Raw genomic sequence first — 24,443 nt, 5'->3', positions numbered from 1 at the left:
ATCTATTCACCTTAATCCGGGGCTACTTGCTTAAGCCAACTCATGCGGGAAGTACTTGACGACACAGTCGATAGGATTAGGCGCAGCCTGACCCAAACCGCAGATCGACGAATCACGCATCACTTGCGACAGATCTTCCAGCAAACCGACGTCCCACTTCGGCTTCTTGATCAACTCGGCTGCCTTGGCGGTACCGACGCGGCATGGTGTGCACTGGCCGCAGGATTCATGTTTGAAGAAGTCCATCATGTTGCGTGCTGCCTGTACTGCAGTATCTTTATCCGACAGGACGATAACCGCAGCCGAACCGATGAAACAGCCGTATGGTTGCAAGGTATCGAAATCGAGTGGAATCGTGTTCATCGACGCCGGCAGGATACCGCCCGATGCACCACCTGGCAGGTAGCCGTAGAAGGTTTGACCTTCCAGCATGCCGCCGCAGTGTTCGTCGATCAATTCCTGGATCGTGATACCGGCCGGAGCCAGTTTGACGCCCGGGTTTTTCACACGGCCGGAAACCGAGTACGAACGCAAACCTTTACGACCGTTACGGCCATGCGAAGTGAACCACTCGCCGCCTTTTTCCAGGATGTCGCGCACCCAGTACAGGGTTTCAAAGTTGTGTTCCAGTGTTGGACGACCAAACAAACCGACTTGCGCCACATAAGGTGGACGCAGGCGCGGCATACCGCGCTTGCCTTCAATCGATTCGATCATCGCGGATTCTTCACCGCAGATGTAAGCACCGGCGCCACGACGCAGGAAGATTTCCGGCATGTTGGCGATAGGCGGATTGGCTTTCAGTTTTTCCAGTTCCGCTTCCAGCATGGTGCGGCAACCGTGGTATTCGTCACGCAGGTAAATATAGATAGTCTGAATGTCGACTGCCCATGCAGCGATCAGCATGCCTTCGAGGAAACGATGCGGATCTTTTTCCAGATAGACGCGATCCTTGAATGTACCTGGTTCGCCTTCATCGATGTTGACTGCCATCAGGCGTGGACCTTTTTCGCCACGCACGATGCGCCATTTGCGACCGGATGGGAAACCTGCGCCACCCAGACCACGCAGGCCCGAATCTTCCATGGTTTTGATAACGGACTCAACATCACGCTCACCGGAAACACATTTTTTCAGCAGCGCATAGCCGCCTTCATTTTGATATGCGGAGAAGTCAGTGATGCTGCCCTCTGCCTGCACGATTTCTTTTTTCTCTACGGCTGCTTGTACCGCTTCGCAACTTGCGTTGATGATCGGATTCTGCCCAACCACTGCAACCGGAGCCTGTTCACAACGACCGACGCAAGGTGCGGCAATGACGCGTACTTCCTTGCCCAGGATCTTAGGCAATTTCGCCAACAGGTCTTTTGCACCAGCCATTTCACATGACAAGCCGTCGCATACGCGAACGGTCAATGCCTGCGGTGCAATGTCGCCTTCTTTAACGATATCGAAGTGATGGTAGAAGCTCGCTACTTCATACACTTCGGTTTGGGCCAGACGCATTTCTTGCGCCAGCGCAGCCAGGTGGCTGGAAGCCAGATGACCGAATTTATCCTGGATTTTGTGCAGATGTTCAATCAGCAGGTCAGCCTGGCGCGACTCGTCGCCCAGCAGTTCGCGTACTTCAGCCAATGCAGCAGGGTCGACCCGACGGCCTTTAGGCGCTTGACGCTTGCGTTCCTTCGTATTGACTACTTCTTGCACTGCAATTGGAATGACTTTGTGGTTCATGATTGTTCCTAATCAGCTTAAATACCCTGACAGTTATCAGGGTCTTCTCATCGTGTCGTTCTTTGCTACGCTTTACCGCATCGCGAAGGCCCGTCTTTCTGCTTCAGACCGCTCGACTTCCGCCATCTAATTCACTACCTATTTCTGCCCGCCGCGATCGCTTCAATTCAAGCAATCGTTGTTGCACGCATTCCGTCCGAATCAAATTCCTGCGCATCGAAAGAACGCGAGCAGCAAACCATGGCCTCCGCCTTCATTGGAAACGTACTTACCAACGATGCTTATGCTCAGGTTTGCCTATTCATTTACTCCTGAAGAAGCACATATATGCTTTTTTTAGCATAACTAAGCACTTTTCAGATGGGCGTATCTTATCGACGCGCCCCCACCTCCGGCATTGACCAAGGTCAATTTTTCACATGATCTAGAGTACATATGCACTCACCGGCCACAAAACCCAGGGAAAAATCCTTCTTCTTCCTTTATTTTCACCGTAAAAGGAATCATTCTCATCTGAATGAGGCCTTTTTTGCTCATTTCCGAGCCGCCAGAGCAAAATTATACCTCGCCCTCTTTAAGACCACATCATCGGCTGAAATAAACATATAGTAAGTCGCGCCACCATCCTTGCAAGGCAAACAGATATGCTCTGAACGACACAAAAGCGCCAGGCAATAAAAAAAGCCCCTCCCGTGAGGGAGAGGCTTTTTGCAAAACGGTCTTCGTAGACCGTTTTAGATTTGCGCTTTAGATTTGAATTACGAGATGACTTTTTCTGCACGCAAAGCTGCGATGTCTTCAGCGCTGTAGCCGAGCTGACCCAGAACTTCTTCTGTATGCTCACCCAGCAATGGCGAACGTGTCACATCGGTAGGGCTGTCCGACAGTTTGATCGGGTTACCGACTGTCAGGTATTTGCCGCGTACTGGATGATCCACTTCAACGATGGTGCCGGTTTCACGCAGCGACGGCTCTTCAGCGATTTCTTTCATCGACAGGATCGGACCGCAAGGGATATCGAACTTGTTGAGGATATCCATGGCCTCGAACTTGGTCATGGTCTTGGTCCACTCTTCGACCGTTGCGAAGATGTTTTTCAAGTGTGGCAAGCGCGATGCTGGTGTTGCGTATTCTGGATCTGTCAGCCATTCCTCTTTACCGATCACTTTGCAGATCGGTGCCCATACTGCACCTTGCGCGATGAAGTAGATGTAGGCGTTAGGATCGGTTTCCCAACCTTTACATTTCAGGATCGAACCTGGTTGGCCGCCACCCGATGCATTACCGGCGCGTGGCACGGAATCACCAAACGGAGTATCCGGATATTGTGGGTACTCTTTCATGACGCCGGTGCGTTCCAGACGCTGTTGATCGCGCAGCTTGACGCGGCACAGGTTCAACACTGCATCTTGCATAGGCGCCAAAACTTTTTGGCCGCGACCGCTTGCATGACGTTGCAACAAAGCTGCCAGGATACCCAGCGCCAGATGCAGGCCGGTACCGCTGTCGCCGATTTGCGCGCCGGTCACCATTGGTGGACCGTCATCAAAACCGGTGGTGGAAGCCGAACCGCCGGCGCATTGCGCGACGTTTTCGTACACTTTGCAGTGCTCGTATGGGCCAGGACCAAAACCCTTGACCGAGGCAACGATCATTTTTGGATTGAGTTCGTTAATACGTTCCCAGGTGAAGCCCATGCGATCCAATGCGCCAGGTGCGAAGTTCTCCACCAGTACGTCGCATTCCTTGATCAGTGTCTCGAGGACTGCTTTCCCTTTCGGGTTTTTTGTATCGAGTGTGATCGAACGCTTGTTGTGGTTGAGCATCGTGAAATAGAGGCTGTCTGCCTCAGGGATGTCACGCAATTGACCGCGTGTAGCATCGCCTTCACCTGCACGTTCAACCTTGATAACATCCGCGCCAAACCATGCCAGCAACTGGGTACATGTCGGGCCTGATTGCACGTGTGTGAAATCAAGAATGCGATAGCCGCTTAATGCCTTACTCATCAACTACTCCTATCTTTTACAAAAAAACGCGAGCAAGTCATGCCGACTCGCGCAGTACCTAGACAATAAAAATTTATTTGCACATCGTTTGAGTCATCATATCCGGGGCATACACACCAGGATCTACCCGGATAGAGATGACTGCGGACTTACGTGTTGTCTGCATTGCCTCATGCGCGCGCTGTAACGCGCCTGCAATGTGCGATGGATCGAGGACTCCTCGTCATCATCTGATAACACGCCATTTCCTTTTCCCGGATTACGTGGACGAACCGCTTGTGCCGATATCGTCACGACATCACCACCATCACCGATGTAGATAGTGTCTTTGCCGGGGAATTCATTCATTACATACGCAACACAGATACAGCGGGGAGCGGCTCAGTCTGAACAGCCGCATCAAGCTACCGCGGCCATTGCTTTAACCGTCGGCAAGGCTGGCACCCATGTTTTACGTTTTGCTTGCGCCTATCTGTAGCCAGGGCCCGATATCGCTTGCAGCACAATCCGCAAGGATAGCATCCGGACCGGCCAGCAGTCCAAATTGCCCCCGCGTTTTTCTCTGCTGTACGATAGTCCAGCCCTATCCGGACTATTTTTTGCAAATCCTGCCCAGGCGCTGTCACCAATCATTCCGGATACGGCATGAGCCCCGGCGACCTGGCCACTGCAACCTTCTTCTGTAAGGTATCTTTGAAAACCCTTGCTATAGGCTTTTAGAGATACCCTGCCAACTCCGCATTAGCTATAGCTAATACAAGTGGCCGTATCATATCGACCCGCTCGCGCTTCCATCATTGACCCCGGTCAATTTTCACAGCATGATATGCGCGCCATCCAAGCTTCCCTGCCCGACTGATTTGTTGCGGCCGCTTCCAAGCATGTAGTGCATCATTTTCAGCATCTTCCTGCCCGTTTATCGCCGCTCCAAACACATCATCCCTGCGCTGCTGTTAAGCGCAAATCTGTACACCCCCGGCACTCGCATACCGCAGCGCAACATGAGCTGCAGCAACAGTTGTCGACATCGCCATTACGTCATATGCGCAGACGAAAAAAAACGGCGTCCATAAGGACGCCGTTTTTACTTACTAAAACGAGTTTAAGGAATTCTTAAACTGCTTTAGCAGCGTGCAATGCAGCGATCTGCTCTTTGGAGTAACCCAGTTGAGCCAGAACTTCATCAGTGTGCTCACCCAACAATGGCGAACCAGTGATTTCTGGTTTCATATCGGAGAATTTGATTGGGCTACCAACGGTGAGGTATTTTTCACCACGGTCTTTGTGCTCAACTTCAACGATCGAACCGCTTTCGCGCAACGATTTGTCTGCAGCCAATTCTTTCATCGACAGAACTGGTGCGCATGGGATGTCGTACTTACGCAGAATGTCGACAGCTTCAAATTTGGTTTTGTCTTTGAGCCATTCTTCGATAGTTGCGAAGATGTCGAAAATCTTGTCTTGACGAGCTTCTGCAGTTTTGTATGCAGGATCATCAACCCATTCTTCTTTACCCAATGCTTTACAGATTGGCGCCCAAGCGTGACCTTGGATGGTGAAGTAGATGTATGCGTTAGGATCGGTTTCCCAACCTTTACATTTCAGAACCCAGCCTGGCTGACCGCCACCGCCAGCGTTACCGCCGCGTGGTACTACGTCAGTGAATTTGCCGTGTGGGTACTGTGGATACTCTTCCAGGTAACCGATTTTGTCCAGACGTTGTTGATCGCGCAGTTTAACGCGGCACAGGTTCAGAACAGCATCTTGCATCGACACTGCAACTTTTTGGCCTTTACCGGTTTTTTGACGACCCATCAGAGCTGTCAAGATACCGATTGCCAGGTGCATACCGGTGTTGGAGTCACCCAAAGCAGCTGCCGAAACAGTTGGTGGGCCGTCCCAGAAACCAGTGGTCGAAGCAGCGCCGCCAGCACATTGGGCAACGTTTTCGTAGACTTTCAAGTCTTCGTAGTGGTGGCCATCGCTGAAGCCTTTAACCGACGCCATGATCATGCCTGGGTTCAATTCTTGAACACGTGCCCAAGAGAAGCCCATACGATCCAAAGCGCCTGGACCAAAGTTCTCAACCATTACGTCGGATTCTTTGATCAGCTTTTCCAAAACTTCTTTACCTTCTTGAGTTTTGGTATCCAGTGTCAGCGAACGCTTGTTGCTGTTCAGCATCGTGAAGTACAGAGCATCTTTACCTGGGATGTCGCGCAATTGCGAACGGGTAACGTCGCCAGAACCTGGACGCTCAACTTTGATAACGTCAGCACCGAACCAAGCCAACAGCTGCGTACATGCAGGACCAGCTTGTACGTGGGTGAAATCGATGATCTTAACGCCTGCTAATGGTAATGTTTGACTCATGATTGGTAGATTTCCTTATCAATCGTTTAACTTGACTCCTGAAATCAGAATACTTTCAGGAAGTGAAAAACCACTCAGAGAGTTCTGAGTGGAATCGCGCCATTTACATGGCTTTAATCCAATACTACTTGGAGTTCTTTAACGTTCTAGTCTAGTGCCGCAGCACAAGCAGTGTCAAGTGCATGGCACGGTCGCACTACTCTGACCGTGCCACACAAAGCCATGACTTGCGCCTTGGCCTATTCCAGTATTACTTCTTCTTACCGATCGTGCTGACGATGTTCAGGTTACCGATACGGCCGGATTCAACACCAGCTGCTGGATCGATAATCGCATCGATGATGGTTGGCTTGCCCGATTTCAGCGAAGCTTCCAGTGCTTTGGTCAACTCTTCTGGAGTTTCAGCACGAACACCTTCGCCGCCCAGGGCGATACTGAATTGGTCGTACTTGGTTTTCGGATTGAAAATCATGCACGATACTTGGTGTTCTGGGTTCGCTTCGTCACCGCGGTAGATACCGCCGTTGTTCATGATGATGACGGTTACTGGCAGGTTGTAACGGGTGATTGTTTCGTATTCCATTGCGCTGAAACCGAATGCGCTGTCGCCGCAAATTGCAACGACTGGTTTGCCGGTTTCTACTGCAGCTGCAACAGCCGAACCCATACCGATACCCATTACGCCCCATGTACCTGTATCCACACGTTTGCGTGGCAGGTATTGGTCGATGACCATACGTGCGTTGTCGAGGGTGTTTGCACCTTCGTTAACCAGGGTGATGTCTGGGTAGTTTTTCAACACGTCACGGATTGCGCCGAGCGAGTTGAAGTAGTTCATGACTGGAGTAGCTGTGCTCAGTTTGGTAGCCAGTTTAGCTTTGGTGCCGGTAGCACGTTCAGCAATAGCGCCCATCCATTCTGCTGGTTTGGTCATGCCTTTCAGGCCAGCGCGCAATGCGTTGACGCAAGACTCGATGTCACCGATCAGTGGTGCAGCGATAGGTACGTTGCTGTCGATTTCGTTAGCTTGGATATCGATTTGTACGAATTTCTTCGCACCGCCCCATGTTTTGCCTTTGCCGTGTGCCAGCAACCAGTTCAGACGCGCGCCGATCAGGACAACAACGTCGGACTCTTGCAGAACCATCGAACGAGCAGCAGCTGCGCATTGTGGGTGAGTATCGGATACCAGACCTTTTGCCATCGACATAGGTGTGAATGGGATACCGGTTTCTTCGATCAGTGCTTTGATGTCTGCGTCGCATTGAGCGTAAGCAGCACCTTTGCCGAGCAGGATCAATGGCTTTTTAGCGCCTTTGATCAGTTCAACAGCGCGCGAAACAGCCGATGGTGCCGGCAGTTGTGCTGGAGCTGGGTCAACTGGAACGAACAACGATTTTTGGCCTTCTTCAGCGCTCATGGTGGTGCTGAACAGACGTGCTGGGATGTCCAGATATACGCCGCCTGGACGACCCGACAATGCGGTACGGATTGCACGAACAACTGCAACGCCGATGTCTTCGGTACGGTTGATACGGAACGAAGCTTTGCAATGTGGACGAGCGATGTTCAACTGATCCATTTCTTCGTAGTCGCCTTGTTGCAGGTCGACGATTTCACGTTCCGAAGAACCGGAAATCAGAATCATTGGGAAGCAGTTGGTGGTCGCGTTAGCCAGTGCGGTCAAACCGTTCAGGAAGCCAGGTGCGGAAACAGTCACGCAAACGCCTGGTTTTTTGGTCAGGTAACCAGCTACCGAAGCTGCATAACCTGCATTTTGTTCGTTACGGAAGCTGAAGAACTTGTTACCACGGGCTTGCCACATACGACCGATTTCGGTAACTGGGATGCCGAGCAGACCATAGATGTTGGTGATGCCGTTCATTTCCAGCGCTTCCATCAGCAGATGGAAGCCGTCTGTCAGCTCTACGCCTTCTGCTACTTCTTGAATGTCGTTTTTCATAATGAAATGTTCTCTTCGTTAATTTCAATAAAGGTTGAGCAGTCTTGCCCAATACCGTGGTTGCCGTGCTCTTGCCGCGGCTAGTTGTTACACTTGTAAGGCACCTCTAAAAACCAGACCGGTTGGTTTTTAGAGATACCCTTCAGTCAACGCTTTTATGCATAGACCATCCAAGTGGGCGTATCATATCGATCTGCCTGCGCTTCGATCATTGACCCCGGTCAATTTTCATCGCATGATATCGACCCCGCCCACCCTTCTGTCTTTTATATCTATATATCTTGTAAATGCCGACCGTAGATAACCACCCGGAACGAAATGTCATTCGTGTTCAGCTCAAGCAAAATCTTGTCTTAAAAGACATGACTGAGAGCGAATGGGCGGAGCTGGAACCGCATTTGCTCGTTGTAGATTGCCCTAAAGGCGACTTCTTGCTGCACCAGGGCGTCCATGAAATGGAACAGTATTTCATTCTGGACGGCATCCTGAAGCGCGTTGTTACCAATCAGCAAGCAAAGGAAATGATTCTGCGTTTTGCTGATGAACGTAGCATGGAGACAAGTTATGCGGCGTGGCGACTCAAAACCCCGACTCCTTACAGTATTATCTGTGTGACAAAAGCACGCGTAGTGAAGTTGCCTTTACTACAATGGATCGCCTTCATCGACAAGCATGAACACATCAAGCAGGCGTTCGAACATGACGTCATGCTGCTGATGAGCGAAATCATGGCGCACACCATCACCCTGCACTTACTCGACGCTCCTGGCCGCGTACAGCGCTTCGTACGCAAGCATCCGGAGCTGTTTGATCGCATCCCGAAGAAAGAGTTGGCGTCTTACCTGAATCTTTCGCCGGAAACCCTGAGTCGACTCAAACATCAAGGGAAAATCTGACCCCATAGTCAAATGAGGTCAGGGCTGCAGTAAATCTATACTACAAAACCATAAAATCAATACTTGCCGGAAGAATACAGTTTCGAATTAGCCATCAGGCGCAACTGGTTATCCACACTCTTCACCCCCGGCACTGCTGTCGCCACTTTCTCTGCCGCAACGTGCTCGTCTGCATGCAGCACGATCCCGCTTAATACAACACGACCTGCATCCGCCTCAATAGTCACTCTGACATCACTGGTTGCAACCGCACTGCGCAAAGCCGCCCGTACATGGGCTTCAAGCGTCATGTTTTGCAGCGCCGCTTGTGACGCCTTGGTTTCCTTGAACTCCGGCCGCGTAGTCAAATTCAGGATTTGCGATACGCAACTCTCGATCGACAGGCGATCAGTATTCAACACTAGGTCGTAGAGCACAGGATCGCCCCAGGTGACGCCGAATTGCTGATGCATACGCGCAGCATGCGCCGCATCGCTACGGCGGATTTCTGCTTCGGCAAAATCCGCATCATCGGTTTCCAGGTGGCCCATCAACCATTCGACGCGCTTCTTCATCGAACGCGTAATGCGCACCGTCACCACATGCGGCACCGAACGCAGCAAACAGGTTGCCCCCCAACCGCGCAACACCACATTGCCCTTGTTCGCCAATTCGAACACTTCTTCCGCGGTATAAATCGCCATGCCCTCTTCATCTGCCGTCAGGCGATCGACAAAGCCGGCCTTGCCTTCGCGCAAGCGGCGAATCACGCTTTTGCTCATATCCATCTTTTCGGCAAGATGCTCTATCACTTCATGGCGCATCACTGCGAGGTTTTGTGTCTGCGCAAGATGCACTGCTACATCCTTGGCAAGCGAACCCATTTCCTGCGTCATTGCGATCACTGGCATAGCTGTCTCCTTGGTTATGGTGAGGACTACATGCTCGGTCTATCAATAAATACTTCGCTTCAGGCCGACTACCTGATCTGGCAGGGTAACCATACCATCAAAACCGCGGCCCAAAAACAACGATGCCCCACGAGGCTATTCACCGCGTGGGGCATACAAGATCAGATCAGCATGAGAGCCTGATCATTCGACATCCCGTTGTGCGGGACGCCGGATCAAAGATATTACACAGGCCTATCAATCTACTGGACGCTCATCAGCGAACTCGTCAACTTTTGGTGGACGAACTTTTGCGATCAGGCGCGAGATCAGTGGCCAGAACAACATGATCAATGCCAGGCCGGTGATGGTGCCTACCAGTGGGTTGGAGAACATGACCGATACTTCGCCTTGCGATGTCAACATCGCTTGACGGAAGGAATCTTCAGCCTTGTCGCCCAGGACCAGAGCCAGGACCAACGGAGCCAGTGGGTAATCAAGTTTCTTGAACAGATAACCAATGACACCGAATACGATCATCAACCAGATATCGAACATCGCGTTGTGGACGGTGTAAGCACCGATCGCGCAAATCACGATAATCACTGGAGCGATGATCGAGAATGGAATACGCAGGATCGAAGCAAACAGTGGCACTGTGGTCAACACAACCAGCAGACCAACCAGGTTACCCAGATACATACTGGCGATCAGGCCCCACACGAAGTCTTTTTGCTCAACGAAGAGCAATGGACCAGGTTGCAGACCCCAGATCAGCAAGCCGCCGAGCAGAACCGCTGCTGTTGGCGAACCTGGGATACCCAGTGCCAGCATCGGCAGCAATGCAGCTGTACCGGCAGCATGCGCTGCAGTTTCAGGAGCAACCACGCCTTCGAGCTCACCGGTACCGAACTTGGAACCGTTCTTCGACATTTTCTTGGCCAGACCGTAAGCCATGAACGATGCAGGAGTCGCGCCACCTGGTGTAACACCCATCCAGATACCAACCAGCGAGCTGCGTACCGAAGTAACCCAGTATGCCGGCAGTTTTTTCCAGGTTTGGAATACGACTTTTGGATCGATCTTCGCGGACTTGCCGGAGAACGCCAGGCCTTCTTCCATCGACAACAGGATCTCACCGATACCGAACAAACCGATAACAGCGATCAGGAAGTCGAAGCCGCGCATGAATTCTTCGAAGCCGAAGGTCAAACGCAACTGACCGGTCACAGTATCCATGCCGACTGCAGCCAGCGCGAAGCCGAGTGCCATCGAAGCCAGGATCTTGAACGGCGAACCCTTACCCATACCAACGAAGCTACAGAAGGTCAGCAGATAAACCGAGAAGAATTCCGGAGGACCGAAACGCAGCGCGAATTTAGCAACCAGTGGAGCCATGAAGGTGATCATGACAACAGCAACGAACGCACCGATGAATGAAGAAGTGAATGCGCCGGTCAGAGCTTCACCAGCATTCCCTTTTTGCGCCATCGGATAGCCGTCGAAGGTCGTCGCAACAGACCACGGCTCCCCGGGAATGTTGAAGAGGACGGATGTAATCGCACCGCCGAACAACGCACCCCAGTAGATACAGGACAACATGATAATTGCAGATGTCGGAGACATCGAGAACGTAAGCGGCAGCAGAATCGCTACACCGTTTGCGCCACCCAGGCCAGGTAATACGCCGATCAAAACACCCAATACAATGCCGATAACCATCAGCAAGAAATTCATTGGGGTCATGATGACCGCGAACCCGTGAAATAATGAATTAATTTCTTCCATTTTACTTAAAACTCCTTGAATTCCAATCTAACTCGTTAGCTAGCACATCGATGCAATCGACATGCACAAGCTCTAGTAACCGAGGAAGCTCAAAAGATCGATAGACCCTTTGTACAGGGGCACTTTGAACCACACTTCAAACATCAAGAAGAAGACTGTATTGACGGCCAGTGCAGCAATAATCGCCTTGACTGGCGAGAACTTACCGAGAAGAACCATGAACAGTGCGATGTAGACGGCGGAGGAAACATAGATACCGAAAACCTGGATCGCGCCAACATAAATGATTGCTGGGATCAAGACTTGCAGTACGCGCTTCAGCTGCTCGCTATCGACAAATACTTCCGTGTTTTTTTCTTTACCAAAGAGGGATTGAAAAAGTGTGCCCAGTCCCGAGATACAAATAACGAGGCCGATATAGAACGGGAAGTAACCCGAACCAGGACCGTCTGTGGTCCACTCTGCACCTAGGCCCCAGCTTGAAACAACAACTGTAATACCCAGCAACAGCAGCAGAGCAGCTACAACTGCCTCGACAACATAAGTGGCAACGCCAGTGCGAACGCCACCGCTGGATTCTGAATTCTGATCCATGAGGAATGCTCCTGAAAATTTTTACAATGTAGTTGGGACAGGCGAGCAGAAGCCAGCACTACCGTTAGCCGGTAGCGCTGCTTGCTGCCTCTTACTGCCTATATCCCGATGTTGATTACTTCTTCGCCATGAAGCCGGCTTCTTGCATCAGAGTAGCGTGCTGCTTCTCTGCTGCTTCCAGCCAGACTTTGAAGTCGTTACCAGTTTTGAAGGTCGTGTTGAACGCGCCTTTTTCCATGTAGTCTTTCCATTCAGGTGTTTCACGCACCTTCTTGAACAGGTCCACATAGAATGCCAGTTGATCAGGTGTTACACCTGCTGGCATAAAGATACCGCGCAACATGGTGTAGTCGGTAGGGATACCGGCTTCTTTACATGTTGGGATGTCGTTCCACGATTGAGTTTCGGTAACCTTGGTTTTGTACGGCATACGCTCATGATCGAATACGCATTGCGCTTTCAACTTACCTGCACGCCATTGCGAAACTGCTTCGATAGGATTGTTAACCGTTGATTGCAAGTGGTTACCAACCAACTGCACTGCAACTTCACCACCGCCTTTGAATGGGATGTAGATGAATTTGGTGCCGGTTGCTTTTTCCAGGCCAACAGTAATGATTTGATCTTCCTGTTTGGAACCTGTACCGCCCATTTTGAATTTATTAGGGCCGGCTGCTTTTACCGCATCGATGTACTCTTTTGCGGATTTGTATGGCTGTTCTGCATTGGTCCACAGAACGAATTGATCCAGTGCCAACATCGCTACTGGAGTCATGTCACGCCAGTTGAACGGAACACCGGTAGCCATAGGCGTGGTGAACAGGTTCGACAAGGTGATAATGATTTTGTGCGGATCGCCTTTGTCATTTTTAATGCCAAGGAAGCCCTCAGCACCGGCACCACCCGATTTATTGACGACGATCAGCGGTTCTTTCATCAATTTGTTTTTGATGATCACGCCTTGGATCAGACGAGCCATTTGGTCAGCGCCACCGCCTGTACCTGCTGGAACTACGAATTCGACTGGCTTGGTTGGTTCCCAAGCGGCGAATGCTGGAGTTGCAGCGAGAGCTACTGCGGCAAATGCACCGGCTGTTGCCATTGCCATGCCGCTTTTCGAATGCGAAATGAAATCCTTGATCATTGCTTGTCTCCTGTTAATAATAATTTTACCTACGGTACTACTTGCCGCGTCAGGGTGCCTTGTGAGCACTAGCACCGTGCGGCCAACGATGCCTTCTACGTAACTTGAAGTTACTTTCGTTTTCCGAGGATAGTGTGACCATTCCTCCAAAAACTTCTTGACCTAGGTCAAGTTTCCGGACCGCGACCTCCTTTGATCGCGTCACTTGTTTGCTATCCGAGCCACTCTCGCGAGTTAATGAGATACATATACGGCCTCCTTTAACCATACCTGCATCACAACGAACATCTTTCAACGTGCCTGTCTTATTTACGGCTATCAGTGAACGATATTTCTTTGCTCTGATCCAAACACTGCATTTTTGATTGCATTGCGACATCAATTCATCGCTTTGCATCAGTGTGCCATCCTTAGGGCGTAAGTTGGTGAAAAATTTATATACGTATTTATACGTATTTCTTTTCATTTTCTTGAGTTTGCGAGAACTCGGCCCAGCTTTCCTTGATGCCGGTTAAGAATTAACATTTTTAATGCATTAAGACCTATCTTGCCGCACATCCCGCCCGTTACACCCGTCAAAACCGCTTGTACACAAGAAAAAAGCCCATGAAGATCAATATATCTTCATGGGCTTCATCATCTTATCGATGGCGCAAACGTTGAATTAAGCGACTTTTTGCAGTTTGACCTGCCCGGTCTCTTCATTCATGGTCTTCGCCAGCAATTTGACCAAGGCATATACCGTATCAATGTGCGGTGTAGGGGTTTCAGTCAAACGACCCAGCTCTGCAACTGAACCTACCAATGCATCGATCTCTGGATCGCGGCCGGCTTCTACGTCTTGCAACATCGATGTTTTGTGTTTGCCGACTTTTTCTGCACCGGCGATACGCTTCTCGAGCGTGACGCGGAATTCGATGCCGAGTTTGTGCGCGATGGTTTGCGCTTCGGTCATCATTGCAGCAGCCAGTTCACGCGACAGCGGATATTGGCAAATGTCTTGCAGTGTCGAGTGCGACAGCGCGCTGATCGGGTTGAATGTCAGGTTGCCCCACAATTTCAACCAGATTTCCGAACGGATGTTGTCCAATACTGGCGATTTGAAGCCAGCGTTGGTAAAGCATTCCGATACGCGGGTTGCGCGTTCGCTGGTCGAACCGTCGAGTTCGCCGATAGGGAAACGATCACCTTCGATGTGCTTGATGACGCCTGGCGCGATCAATTCCGATGCCGGGTACACGACGCAGCCAAGCACGCGATCCGCAGGAATCTTGGCAGTGATCTTGCCGGTTGGGTCTACGCTTTCTACGCGTGTACCAGCCAGCTTGCCACCGTGCTTGTGGAAGTACCAGAATGGAATACCGTTCTGCATCGTCACGATGACAGTCTCTGGTCCGATCAGTTTTGGCAGGTCGTCAGCGATGGCTTCGAGTTGATGCGCCTTCATAGCCAAAACGATAACGTCTTGATGACCGGCTTCGTCGTAGTTGTTGGTTGCCTTGACGTTGGATGCGATGTGTTCGGAACCATCGTGCATGATCAGCTTGGCGCCGTTTTTGCGGATGGCTTCCAGATTCGCGCCACGAACGATGAAAGTAACATCTTCACCTGCCAACGCCAGCTTCACGCCAACGTAACCACCAATAGCACCTGCCCCAATAATTGCAATTTTCATATCAATACCTCGCCACTATTATTTAAAATCATTTGTGAGCTTGCCAATGCCGGCAATCTCAACTTCCACGACGCTACCTGGCTTCATCGAGCCGACACCTACCGAGGTGCCGCACAAGATGATGTCGCCCGGGAACAGCGTCATATCGGCGGAAATCATGCTGACCAATTGCTGCGTGGAGAAACGCATATCGCTAATTGGATAGTTTTGACGAACATCGCCGTTGAGGACAGTTTTAACAACCAGTGTGGTCGGATCCAGGTCGGTGGCAATCGTTGGGCCGAATGGGCAGAAGGTATCCAGACCTTTTGCGCGCACCCATTGTGCAAACGATTCATCACGATTCAGGATAGTTGCAACGGTAACGTCGTTGGCAACGGTATAACCAAATACATAATCCATCGCGTCCGCTTCCGACACTGCTTTAGCAGTTTTGCCGATAACGATACCAAGCTCGCCTTCGAACACGACTTTGTCGTCTGTAGGCGGCTTCTGGATGGTTTCACCCGGGTTCAGGTAGGAGTTAGGTGCCTTGATCAGGTACAGCGGCTCTGCTGGATCTGCCAGGTTCAATTTCTTCGCCAGTTCGTGGAAGTTGTTCCACATGGCGATGATTTTGGTAGGTTGTGCCGGCATCAGGACTTTAACGTCATTGATATTCAACACGGTGTCTGTTTTAACCGGGTTAGCGTACATGTCGCCGGTATGAACCTGAATGTTGTCGCCTTCAAGCGTACCGAACTGAGTGTTACCTGCGTGACTAAACCGTACCCAACGTTTTGACATTTTTTGCTTTCTTAAGATTTCGAAACTTGTACTGTCAGCAAAGGCAAGCAGCAGAGGCAGACCAGCGCCATGGCGCGATCACATTCCGGTGCGCATAGCGCACTTGCTGCATTTACTTCATTTGCATTTGCCAACTATCTCTAAAGCAAACACCGGGTATTTGCTGTAGGGATAACACTCCCCATGCATGGGGAGTGTCAGTACTACTTATTACAGAACCGATTTCAACAAACGGCCCATTTCAGCTGGATTGCGCGTGACTTTGATGCCGCACGCTTCCATCACAGCCAGTTTCTCTTGCGCTGTACCTTTGCCGCCGGAGATGATCGCACCAGCATGGCCCATACGTTTGCCTGCAGGAGCGGTAACACCAGCGATGAAGCCGACAACCGGTTTTTTCATGTTGTCTTTGATCCAGCGTGCGCAGGTTTCTTCTGCGTCGCCACCGATTTCACCAACCATGATGACTGCGTCGGTGTCAGGATCGTCATTGAACATGCGCAGCACGTCGATGTGCTTCAAACCGCTGACTGGATCGCCGCCGATACCAACCACGGTCGATTGACCCAGGCCGAATTCAGCCAGTTGACCAGCTGCTTCGTAGGTCAATGTGCCGGAACGCGAAACCACGCCGATACGGCCTTTCTTGTGGATGTGACCTGGCATGATGCCGATCTTGATTTCATCAGGTGTAATCAAGCCTGGGCAGTTAGGTCCGAGCAACAGGGTTTTCTTGCCTTCCATGCGTTGCTTGGTGCGGATCATGTCGCGTACCGGGATACCTTCGGTAATGCAGATAACCAGATCAACGCCGGCATCAACAGCTTCGTCGATTGCAGCGGCAGCAAACGGAGGCGGAACATAGATAACCGAAACGGTTGCACCTGTTTCAGCTTTCGCTTCAGCGACGGAACCGTAGATAGGCACGCCTTCGAACGATTCGCCTGCTTTTTTAGGGTTCACACCTGCTACGAAACAGTTTTTACCGTTTGCGTATTCGATACACATCTTGGTATGGAACTGACCGGTTTTACCAGTGATACCTTGGGTGATAACTTTAGTGTCTTTATTGATCAGGATTGACATGCTTATTTCCCCTGTGCTGCGTTGACGACTTTTTCAGCCGCTTCAGCCATGTTGTTTGCCGTGATGATAGGAAGACCCGATTCAGCCAGGATCTTCTTGCCCAGTTCTTCATTGGTACCAGCCATACGAACGACCAGTGGAACTGTCAGATCAACTTGTTTTGCTGCAGCGATCACGCCTTGCGCAATCACGTCGCACTTCATGATGCCGCCGAAGATGTTAACCAGGATCGCCTTGATGTCCGGGTTCTTCAACATGATCTTGAATGCTTCAGTTACTTTCTCAGTCGTAGCACCACCGCCTACGTCGAGGAAGTTGGCTGGCGAACCGCCGTACAGCTTGATGACGTCCATGGTTGCCATAGCCAGACCAGCGCCGTTCACCAGGCAGCCGATATTGCCGTCGAGCGAGATGTAGGTCAGGTCGAATTTCGATGCTTCGATTTCAGCTGGATCTTCTTCGTCCAGATCGCGCATTTCCTGGATTTCAGGATGACGGTACATGGCGTTCGAATCGAAGTTGAATTTCGCGTCGAGTGCAACGATACGGTCGTCGCCGGTTACGATCAACGGATTGATCTCAGCCAGCGATGCATCGGTTTCGTCGAATGCTTTGTACAGGCCTTGCATGAATGCACGTGCCTGGCCGATCGAACCTTCCGGTACGCCGATTTTGCGGGCGATGTCATCAGCCTCGCTATCGAGCAAACCTTTGACTGGATCGATGAATACCTTGTGGATTTTCTCAGGAGTGTGTTCAGCGACGTGCTCGATGTCCATGCCACCTTCGCTGGATGCCATCAGGGCAACGCGTTGGCTACCACGGTCAACAACCATACCGACGTACAGTTCTTTTTTGATGTCTGCGCCTTCTTCGATCAGCAAACGCTTAACCAGACGGCCTTCAGGACCGGTTTGGTGTGTTACCAGCGTCATGCCGAGGATGTCGTTTGCGTATTTACGCACTTCATCCAGCGATTTTGCGACCTTGACACCACCGCCTTTGCCACGGCCACCTGCGTGAATCTGTGCCTTCACAACCCAAACTTTACCGCCGAGTTTTTCTGCAGCCTGAACAGCTTCATCTACGGAAAAACAGGGGAAACCTTTTGGTGTCGTAACACCGTACTTACGCAGTATTTCTTTTCCTTGATACTCGTGGATATTCATGATCGTCCTTGTTGATAATCAATTTTTGGCAGCTTTACGCTGCGATAAATTTTCTTTTGCTTGAATCCACGCAAAAACCGTCGATGCTCCCAGCAAAAAAGCTGCTATTTTAACTGCTGCTATATCGAAATTAACGGTGACGTGGATTGTCCGAGAAGAGTATCCCGTTATCCTTGACCACGGTTAAGATTCGATACTTGCCGCACCATAATCGACCATACTTATGCAAAAATCGATTAAGAAAACGGCGATCGCGCGAAGATTAATTCGCTATCAGTTACAACAAATGGAGTGAGCTGCAAATTTGACGCGGCGCAACATCGAACCGATAGATTGATGTACACAGTCAAATTGCCTTGCATCCACTGCGATTGCGTCAGGTCATGACACAATCCACAAGGATACCGTGCTCAAACGCCTACTTCGCCCCGTTGAAACTCAGCCCAGTTCACCGAGCGTGTTACGCGGGTTCCAGAGGCAGTCATGGTTTCATAGCAGCGTGCTTTGGCGGCTTGAATTGCTTCGACCAGGAAATCGGCTTCATACACTTTCAGGAGATGCGCTTGGCAAGTTTCCAGATAATGTTGAAGACGCTTGCGACCACCTGCGGCGACGGCAAGATCATCGTCGGTGTTCGCATCCCAATACCAGCTCAAGCCGAGTTCGTAAAACGCTGCGTTATAAGCGTTACGATGTAGATCCGCTGCATCATCTGCAGAATATTGATCCAACGCGGCTGTGAACATAGTAAGTCTCCTGTCTAAATTTTGGTACTCATTTAGCGTTGTTTTCTAAACTTAAATGCATCTTAGGGGCAAAAAATGATTAGGCATAGTTAAAGTATTTAATCATAATGATTCCTTTTAGCTTATACATCGACTATTCCTGCCATGAAGAACGCGACACTCCGGCAATTGAAGGTTTTTGAGACGGTTGCCCGCCATCTGAGCTTTTCGCGCGCTGCGGAAGAGCTGCACCTGACGCAACCGGCCGTTTCCACCCAGGTCAAGAAGCTGGAAGAACACGCCGGCCTCGCCCTGTTCGAGCAACTCGGCAAGAAAATCTACCTGACGCCCGGCGGCTCGGAGCTGCTGCATTACAGCCGCACCATCATCCAGCAGTTCCAGGAAGCGGAAGATGCGATGACCCAGTTCAAGGGCATCACCGGCGGCAAGCTGAACGTGGCCGTTATCAGCGCCGGCGATTACTTCTTCCCGCGCCTGCTGGTGGAGTTTGCGCGCAGCCATCAGGGTGTGACGCTGAACCTGTCGGTACATAACCGTGAAGGTTTGCTGAACCAGATGAGCAGCAACCTGACCGATATTGCGATTATGGTGCGTCCGCCGACCGATATGGACACCATCAATGAAGCCTTTGCACCGCATCCTTACGTGATCGTGGCAGCACCGGATCACCCCCTGGTATCGCAGAAAAACATTCCAATGAGCAGGCTGATGCAGGAACCGTTCGTAGTACGTGAAAAAGGTTCGGATACCTGGCATTCAATGGAGGACGGCTTCGGCGAACGTATCAACGACATCAACGTCGCGATGGAAATCCGCAGTACCGAGACCATCAAACAAGCGGTGATTGCCGGCATGGGCGTGAGCTTCCTGTCCGCCCATACCATCAGCCTGGAATTGCAAGCCGGTAGCCTGGCCGTGCTGGACGTAGAAGGCTTCCCGGTCATGTTGAACTGGTATATCGTGCACCGGAAAAACAAGCGCCTGCCGCCGGTCGCACAAGCCTTTAAAAACTTCCTGCTGACCGAAGGACCGGAACTGATCGAACGCCTGATCCGTTACAACCCGAAACCTGGCAAGCAGTTGAGCAACCTGCCGCCGAAAGCATTGGGCAAGAACAAAAAGTAATTCCTTTCATCGCCCATGAAAAAAGCCCGCTAGTCTCTGCAGACTGGCGGGCTTTTTTATCGCGTATAGCGCTGTTTATACCTTCAAAATAATTTTGCCGATGTGTGTGCTGGTTTCCATCAGCGCATGCGCTTGTGCTGCTTCTTCCAATGGGAAGGTTTGGTAGATGACCGGTTTGATCTTGCCTGCTTCGATCAGCGGCCACACACGTTCACGCAATTGTTTCGCAATCGCAGCCTTGAATGCCACCGGACGCGGACGCAAAGTCGAACCCGTAATCGTCAGGCGACGCAACAGGATTTGACCCAGGCTGACTTCTGCCTTGTTGCCACCCAGCAGCGCGATGAAAACGAGACGGCCGTCATCCGCGAGGCAGCGGATTTCACGCGACACGTAATCACCACCGACCATATCGAGAATCACATCGACACCTTTGCCACCGGTCGCAGCTTTGACTACTTCGACAAAGTCTTCAGTCTTGTAATTGATGCCGCGTTCGGCCCCCATCACTTCGCAAGCGCGGGCCTTGTCATCGCTGCCAGCGGTTGCAAACACGCGATGACCAAGCGCCTTGGCGATCTGTATCGCCGTGACGCCGATACCGGAGGTACCACCTTGCACCAGCAAGGTTTCATCACCGCTCAGACCGACGCGGTCAAACACATTGCTCCAGACTGTAAAGAATGTTTCTGGCAGTGAAGCGGCTTCGACTGCATCCAGGCCTTTAGGAATAGGCAGGCATTGCTCGACCGGCGCCGTGCAGTACTCGGCGTAACCACCACCCTGTGCCAGCGCGCAAATCATGTCGCCGATTTTGAAACCACTACCCGCCAGGTCACCGCCGACGATTTCACCGGCCACTTCCAGGCCTGGCAAATCCGACGCGCCCTTAGGCACAGGGTAATTACCCGTGCGTTGCAGGACGTCAGGACGGTTAATACCAGCGGCATGTACTTTGATCAACACTTCGCCAGCCTTGGGCTCAGGCATGGGACGCTCGCAAAGCTTCAAGACATCTGGTGGGCCTGGCTGAGTAATCTCGATCGCGCGCATGGTAAATCCTTTAATTGTGTAGACGTTGAAGGCAGCAAGGATATTCGATAATCGATTTATCTGCCAATCCCATGCGCAAATCGCTGCAACCTCGTTAAACCACGCGTCCGGCCATCGGTGACGATGGGGAAGCGGCGAATTTACGGGCGATACGACCTGCCAGGTAAGCATTGCGTCCGGCTTCTATACCCAGTTTCATTGCATGCGCCATGCGTACCGGATCTTGCGCACCGGCAATCGCGGTGTTCATCAGCACGCCATCGCAACCCAGTTCCATCGCAATCGCGGCATCCGAAGCGGTACCGACACCCGCATCGACGATGACCGGGACTTTGCTTTGTTCGATGATGAGCGACAAATTCCACGGGTTGAGGATGCCCATGCCGGAACCGATCAAGGACGCCAGCGGCATGATGGCGGCACAACCGATATCTTCCAGCATGCGCGCCTGGATCGGATCATCGCTGCAATAGACCATCACATCAAAGCCATCCTTGACCAGCGTTTCTGCTGCTTTCAGGGTTTCCGGCATATTCGGGAACAGGGTCTTTTCATCGCCCAGTACTTCGAGCTTGCAGAGCTTGTGGCCGCCGAGGATTTCACGGCCCAGTTGCAAGGTGTAAACCGCATCAGCGGCGTTGTAGCAACCGGCCGAGTTCGGCAACAAGGTGTATTCGGATGGCGGCAGCACATCGAGCAGGCTCGGTGCATTCGGGTCTTGCCCGATATTGACGCGGCGAATCGCGACGGTGACGATTTGTGCGCCGCTGGCTTCGCTGGCAGCGCGGGTCTGTTCGAGGTCTTTGTATTTACCGCTGCCTACCAAGAGGCGGGAGCGATAAGTGGTGCCGGCGATCGTCAGTTGCTCGTCGGCGAAATGTGGACTACTCATGGTGTAACTCCTCTGGAATACCTAAACAGCAAATAAAAGGCAAGCTCGCGCTTGCCTTCTATTTGCTTCATTCATTAACCGCCACCTATGGCGCGCACGATATCAATGGAGTCCGTCGCCAGCAAACGACGTTGCGGCCAATCGCTATCCGACAGGACTTCGCGATTGATGGCGACGGCTATGGCCTTGCCGGTCAAGGACAAGGATGCCACCAGGTCGCTCACGGTGGAGCCGTCCTCGACCTGATATGCGCTGCCATTCAGCTGTAGCGTGATCATCATTGCTTTTGATAAATCTCGGCACCACTCTTCACGAACTCGATTGCCTTCACTTCCATGCCCGCTTTCAAAGCCTGGATTTCCGTGATGCCCTGCTTCGCTGCATAGTCACGCACTTCCTGAGTGATTTTCATCGAACAGAAATGCGGGCCGCACATCGAGCAGAAATGCGCGACCTTGGCTGAATCCTTGGGCAAAGTTTCATCATGGAATTCGCGCGCCTTGTCCGGATCCAGACCGATGTTGAACTGGTCCTCCCAACGGAATTCGAAACGCGCTTTCGACAAGGCATTGTCACGAATCTGCGCACCGATATGACCTTTCGCCAGATCGGCGGCATGTGCAGCGATTTTGTAAGTGATGATGCCGTCCTTGACGTCGACCTTGTTCGGCAAACCGAGATGCTCTTTCGGCGTGACATAGCAAAGCATCGCCGTACCATACCAACCGATCTGCGCCGCACCGATACCGGAAGTAATGTGGTCATAGCCCGGTGCAATATCGGTCGTCAACGGCCCCAGCGTATAGAACGGCGCTTCATGGCATTGTTCCAGTTGCAGGTCCATGTTTTCTTTGATCAGGTGCATAGGGACATGACCAGGACCTTCGATCATCACTTGCACATCATGCTTCCATGCGATCTGCGTCAGCTCTCCCAGCGTTTTCAATTCACCCAGTTGCGCTTCATCATTCGCGTCATAGATGGAACCCGGACGCAAGCCATCGCCCAGGCTGAAGGACACGTCATAGGCTTTCATGATTTCGCAGATGTCTTCGAAGTGTTCGTACAGGAAAGATTCCTTGTGATGTGCGAGACACCACTTCGCCATGATGGAACCGCCACGCGACACGATGCCGGTCATGCGCTTCGCCGTCAGTGGCACATAGCGCAGCAAGACACCGGCATGGATGGTGAAGTAATCGACGCCCTGCTCTGCCTGTTCGATCAGCGTGTCGCGGAAAATTTCCCAGGTCAGGTCTTCGGCCTTGCCATTTACCTTTTCCAGCGCCTGGTAAATCGGCACGGTACCGATAGGCACGGGCGAGTTGCGGATAATCCATTCGCGTGTTTCATGGATGTGTTTGCCGGTCGACAGATCCATTACATTGTCGCCGCCCCAACGTATCGCCCAAGTCATTTTTTCGACTTCTTCACCGATCGAAGAAGTGACCGCCGAGTTACCGATATTCGCGTTGATTTTGACCAGGAAGTTACGCCCTATGATCATAGGTTCGATTTCCGGGTGATTGATGTTGGCTGGAATGATGGCGCGGCCGCGCGCGATTTCACTGCGCACAAATTCTGCAGTGATCTCTTGTGGAATCGCAGCACCGAACGATTGCCCCGGGTGCTGACGTCCCATCAACTCGGCCAGCTTCTCACCTTTAGGACCGGATTTTTTCAGTTCTTCCAGGTAGGCGCGACGATTCATGTTTTCACGGATCGCAACGAATTCCATTTCCGGCGTGATGATGCCCTGACGTGCGTAGTGCATTTGCGAGACGTTTTTACCAGCCAATGCACGACGTGGTTTGCGATGCAGGTTGAAACGCAACTCGGCCAGCTTCGGATCGTTCAGGCGTTCTATCCCGTATTCCGACGTCGGGCCTGGTAGTTCTTCCGTGTCATTGCGTTCGAGTATCCACGGCAGGCGCGGCGTATCCAGGCCGGAACGTATATCTATCTTCGCCGCAGGGTCGGTGTAAGGACCCGAGGTGTCATACACATAGATGGGTGGGTTCTTTTCAAAACCGAACGAAGCTGGCGTATCGGACTGCGTAATCTCACGCATAGGCACGCGGATGTCGGGACGCGAACCTTCGATATAAATTTTGCGGGAATTCGGCAGCGGCTGGATTGCTGCTTCGTCTACTGTCGCAGTGGCGGACAGGAATTTGGGATTGGCATTCATTTTGGCTCCTTGGCTAACTACAGTGGCTTGGAGCCAGCTCAGGAGGTTTCGAGGACAGCTATCGTTTCAAGGAGGGCATCGTGGGGCGATGCAATGCGGATTCCTGATGCGACATCGTTCTCGTTAGCTTCCCTTCGCTGGCATTATCCAGATCAGGTTCAAGGGTTTTTCTCACCCGGCGGGATGCGGTATGCATCTGCCTAGGACCCCTAGCTTTTTACTTCTACAACGGGTGCAACAAACTACAACGCGAGTCTATGCAATAAAACGACTACGTCAATTGACCCGGGTCAAACTTTTACATCTGACATGAATGGCTTGCTTGCCTACCGGAAAACAAACCATTCATG

General features: G+C 51.6%; 19 protein-coding genes and 1 riboswitch. Of the genes, 2 read left to right on the top strand and 17 right to left on the bottom strand.

Annotation, left to right across the window (positions count from 1 at the left end; translation table 11 throughout):
* Positions 1-30 precede the first annotated feature (30 nt).
* The 4 genes from ACFQPC_RS17445 to oxc all read right to left on the bottom strand — a co-directional run bounded on the left by ACFQPC_RS17445 (position 31) and on the right by oxc (position 8,079).
* Positions 31-1,734 carry an NADH-ubiquinone oxidoreductase-F iron-sulfur binding region domain-containing protein gene (locus ACFQPC_RS17445; RefSeq protein WP_382273101.1) on the bottom strand — a complete coding sequence of 568 codons (1,704 nt, stop codon included), beginning with the start codon at positions 1,732-1,734 and terminating at the stop codon, positions 31-33.
* Positions 1,735-2,492: 758 nt separating this feature from the next.
* Positions 2,493-3,743, bottom strand: a complete 1,251-nt coding sequence (gene frc, locus ACFQPC_RS17440) for a formyl-CoA transferase (RefSeq protein WP_382273100.1) — start codon at positions 3,741-3,743, stop codon at positions 2,493-2,495.
* A 1,113-nt stretch (positions 3,744-4,856) separates the two neighbouring features.
* A complete protein-coding gene (gene frc / locus ACFQPC_RS17435; protein ID WP_382273099.1) occupies positions 4,857-6,116 on the bottom strand; it encodes a formyl-CoA transferase in 1,260 nt (419 codons plus the stop codon).
* 250 nt (positions 6,117-6,366) lie between these two features.
* On the bottom strand, positions 6,367-8,079 hold the full coding sequence (gene oxc, locus ACFQPC_RS17430; RefSeq protein ID WP_382273098.1) for an oxalyl-CoA decarboxylase: 1,713 nt from the start codon (positions 8,077-8,079) through the stop codon (positions 6,367-6,369).
* 287 nt (positions 8,080-8,366) lie between these two features.
* Between oxc and ACFQPC_RS17425 the strand changes: the two genes are divergently transcribed.
* Positions 8,367-8,975 (top strand): Crp/Fnr family transcriptional regulator, encoded by a 609-nt coding sequence (locus tag ACFQPC_RS17425; RefSeq protein ID WP_382273097.1) that lies wholly within the window; start codon positions 8,367-8,369, stop codon positions 8,973-8,975.
* Positions 8,976-9,031: 56 nt separating this feature from the next.
* Here the strand turns inward: ACFQPC_RS17425 and ACFQPC_RS17420 are convergent, their stop codons facing one another.
* The 9 genes from ACFQPC_RS17420 to ACFQPC_RS17380 all read right to left on the bottom strand — a co-directional run bounded on the left by ACFQPC_RS17420 (position 9,032) and on the right by ACFQPC_RS17380 (position 18,832).
* A complete protein-coding gene (locus ACFQPC_RS17420; protein ID WP_382273096.1) occupies positions 9,032-9,865 on the bottom strand; it encodes a cytidylate kinase family protein in 834 nt (277 codons plus the stop codon).
* A gap of 237 nt (positions 9,866-10,102) precedes the next feature.
* Positions 10,103-11,632, bottom strand: coding sequence for a tripartite tricarboxylate transporter permease (locus tag ACFQPC_RS17415; RefSeq protein WP_382273095.1), 1,530 nt, complete (start codon positions 11,630-11,632; stop codon positions 10,103-10,105).
* Positions 11,633-11,704: 72 nt separating this feature from the next.
* On the bottom strand, positions 11,705-12,226 hold the full coding sequence (locus tag ACFQPC_RS17410) for a tripartite tricarboxylate transporter TctB family protein (RefSeq protein ID WP_382273094.1): 522 nt from the start codon (positions 12,224-12,226) through the stop codon (positions 11,705-11,707).
* Positions 12,227-12,341: 115 nt separating this feature from the next.
* Positions 12,342-13,370: a Bug family tripartite tricarboxylate transporter substrate binding protein gene (locus ACFQPC_RS17405; protein ID WP_382273093.1), complete on the bottom strand. Its 1,029-nt coding sequence runs from the start codon at positions 13,368-13,370 to the stop codon at positions 12,342-12,344.
* Between the two features lie 664 nt (positions 13,371-14,034).
* On the bottom strand, positions 14,035-15,045 hold the full coding sequence (locus ACFQPC_RS17400) for a 2-dehydropantoate 2-reductase (protein WP_382273092.1): 1,011 nt from the start codon (positions 15,043-15,045) through the stop codon (positions 14,035-14,037).
* An 18-nt stretch (positions 15,046-15,063) separates the two neighbouring features.
* Positions 15,064-15,831: a fumarylacetoacetate hydrolase family protein gene (locus ACFQPC_RS17395; protein ID WP_012078257.1), complete on the bottom strand. Its 768-nt coding sequence runs from the start codon at positions 15,829-15,831 to the stop codon at positions 15,064-15,066.
* Positions 15,832-16,041: 210 nt separating this feature from the next.
* A complete protein-coding gene (sucD, locus tag ACFQPC_RS17390) occupies positions 16,042-16,917 on the bottom strand; it encodes a succinate--CoA ligase subunit alpha (RefSeq protein ID WP_012078256.1) in 876 nt (291 codons plus the stop codon).
* 2 nt (positions 16,918-16,919) lie between these two features.
* On the bottom strand, positions 16,920-18,086 hold the full coding sequence (gene sucC / locus ACFQPC_RS17385; RefSeq protein ID WP_012078255.1) for an ADP-forming succinate--CoA ligase subunit beta: 1,167 nt from the start codon (positions 18,084-18,086) through the stop codon (positions 16,920-16,922).
* 410 nt (positions 18,087-18,496) lie between these two features.
* On the bottom strand, positions 18,497-18,832 hold the full coding sequence (locus ACFQPC_RS17380) for an HAD family hydrolase (RefSeq protein WP_382273091.1): 336 nt from the start codon (positions 18,830-18,832) through the stop codon (positions 18,497-18,499).
* Between the two features lie 144 nt (positions 18,833-18,976).
* On the opposite strand from ACFQPC_RS17380, the gene ACFQPC_RS17375 reads away from it, so the two are divergent.
* Positions 18,977-19,957, top strand: a complete 981-nt coding sequence (locus tag ACFQPC_RS17375) for a LysR family transcriptional regulator (RefSeq protein WP_382273090.1) — start codon at positions 18,977-18,979, stop codon at positions 19,955-19,957.
* A gap of 75 nt (positions 19,958-20,032) precedes the next feature.
* On the opposite strand, the gene ACFQPC_RS17370 is transcribed toward ACFQPC_RS17375, so the two are convergent.
* From ACFQPC_RS17370 to thiC, 4 genes are all read right to left on the bottom strand, one after another.
* Positions 20,033-21,010, bottom strand: a complete 978-nt coding sequence (locus ACFQPC_RS17370; protein WP_382273089.1) for an NAD(P)H-quinone oxidoreductase — start codon at positions 21,008-21,010, stop codon at positions 20,033-20,035.
* Positions 21,011-21,104: 94 nt separating this feature from the next.
* Positions 21,105-21,902, bottom strand: coding sequence for a thiazole synthase (locus ACFQPC_RS17365; RefSeq protein WP_382273088.1), 798 nt, complete (start codon positions 21,900-21,902; stop codon positions 21,105-21,107).
* A 74-nt stretch (positions 21,903-21,976) separates the two neighbouring features.
* Positions 21,977-22,183, bottom strand: coding sequence for a sulfur carrier protein ThiS (gene thiS / locus ACFQPC_RS17360; protein WP_382273087.1), 207 nt, complete (start codon positions 22,181-22,183; stop codon positions 21,977-21,979).
* Entirely contained in the window at positions 22,180-24,093 is a 1,914-nt protein-coding gene (thiC, locus tag ACFQPC_RS17355; protein WP_382273086.1) for a phosphomethylpyrimidine synthase ThiC, read from the bottom strand. Before thiC ends, thiS begins: the two co-directional genes overlap by 4 nt.
* Positions 24,094-24,205: 112 nt before the next feature.
* A riboswitch (TPP riboswitch) is annotated at positions 24,206-24,314 on the bottom strand.
* Positions 24,315-24,443: the final 129 nt, after the last annotated feature.

It is taken from the genome of Herminiimonas glaciei (genome assembly GCF_042664955.1).
Classification (GTDB): Bacteria; Pseudomonadota; Gammaproteobacteria; order Burkholderiales; family Burkholderiaceae_D; genus Oxalicibacterium; species Oxalicibacterium glaciei.
Note: the sequence above shows the minus strand (reverse complement) of the source record. Positions and strands in the feature narration are given on the sequence as shown.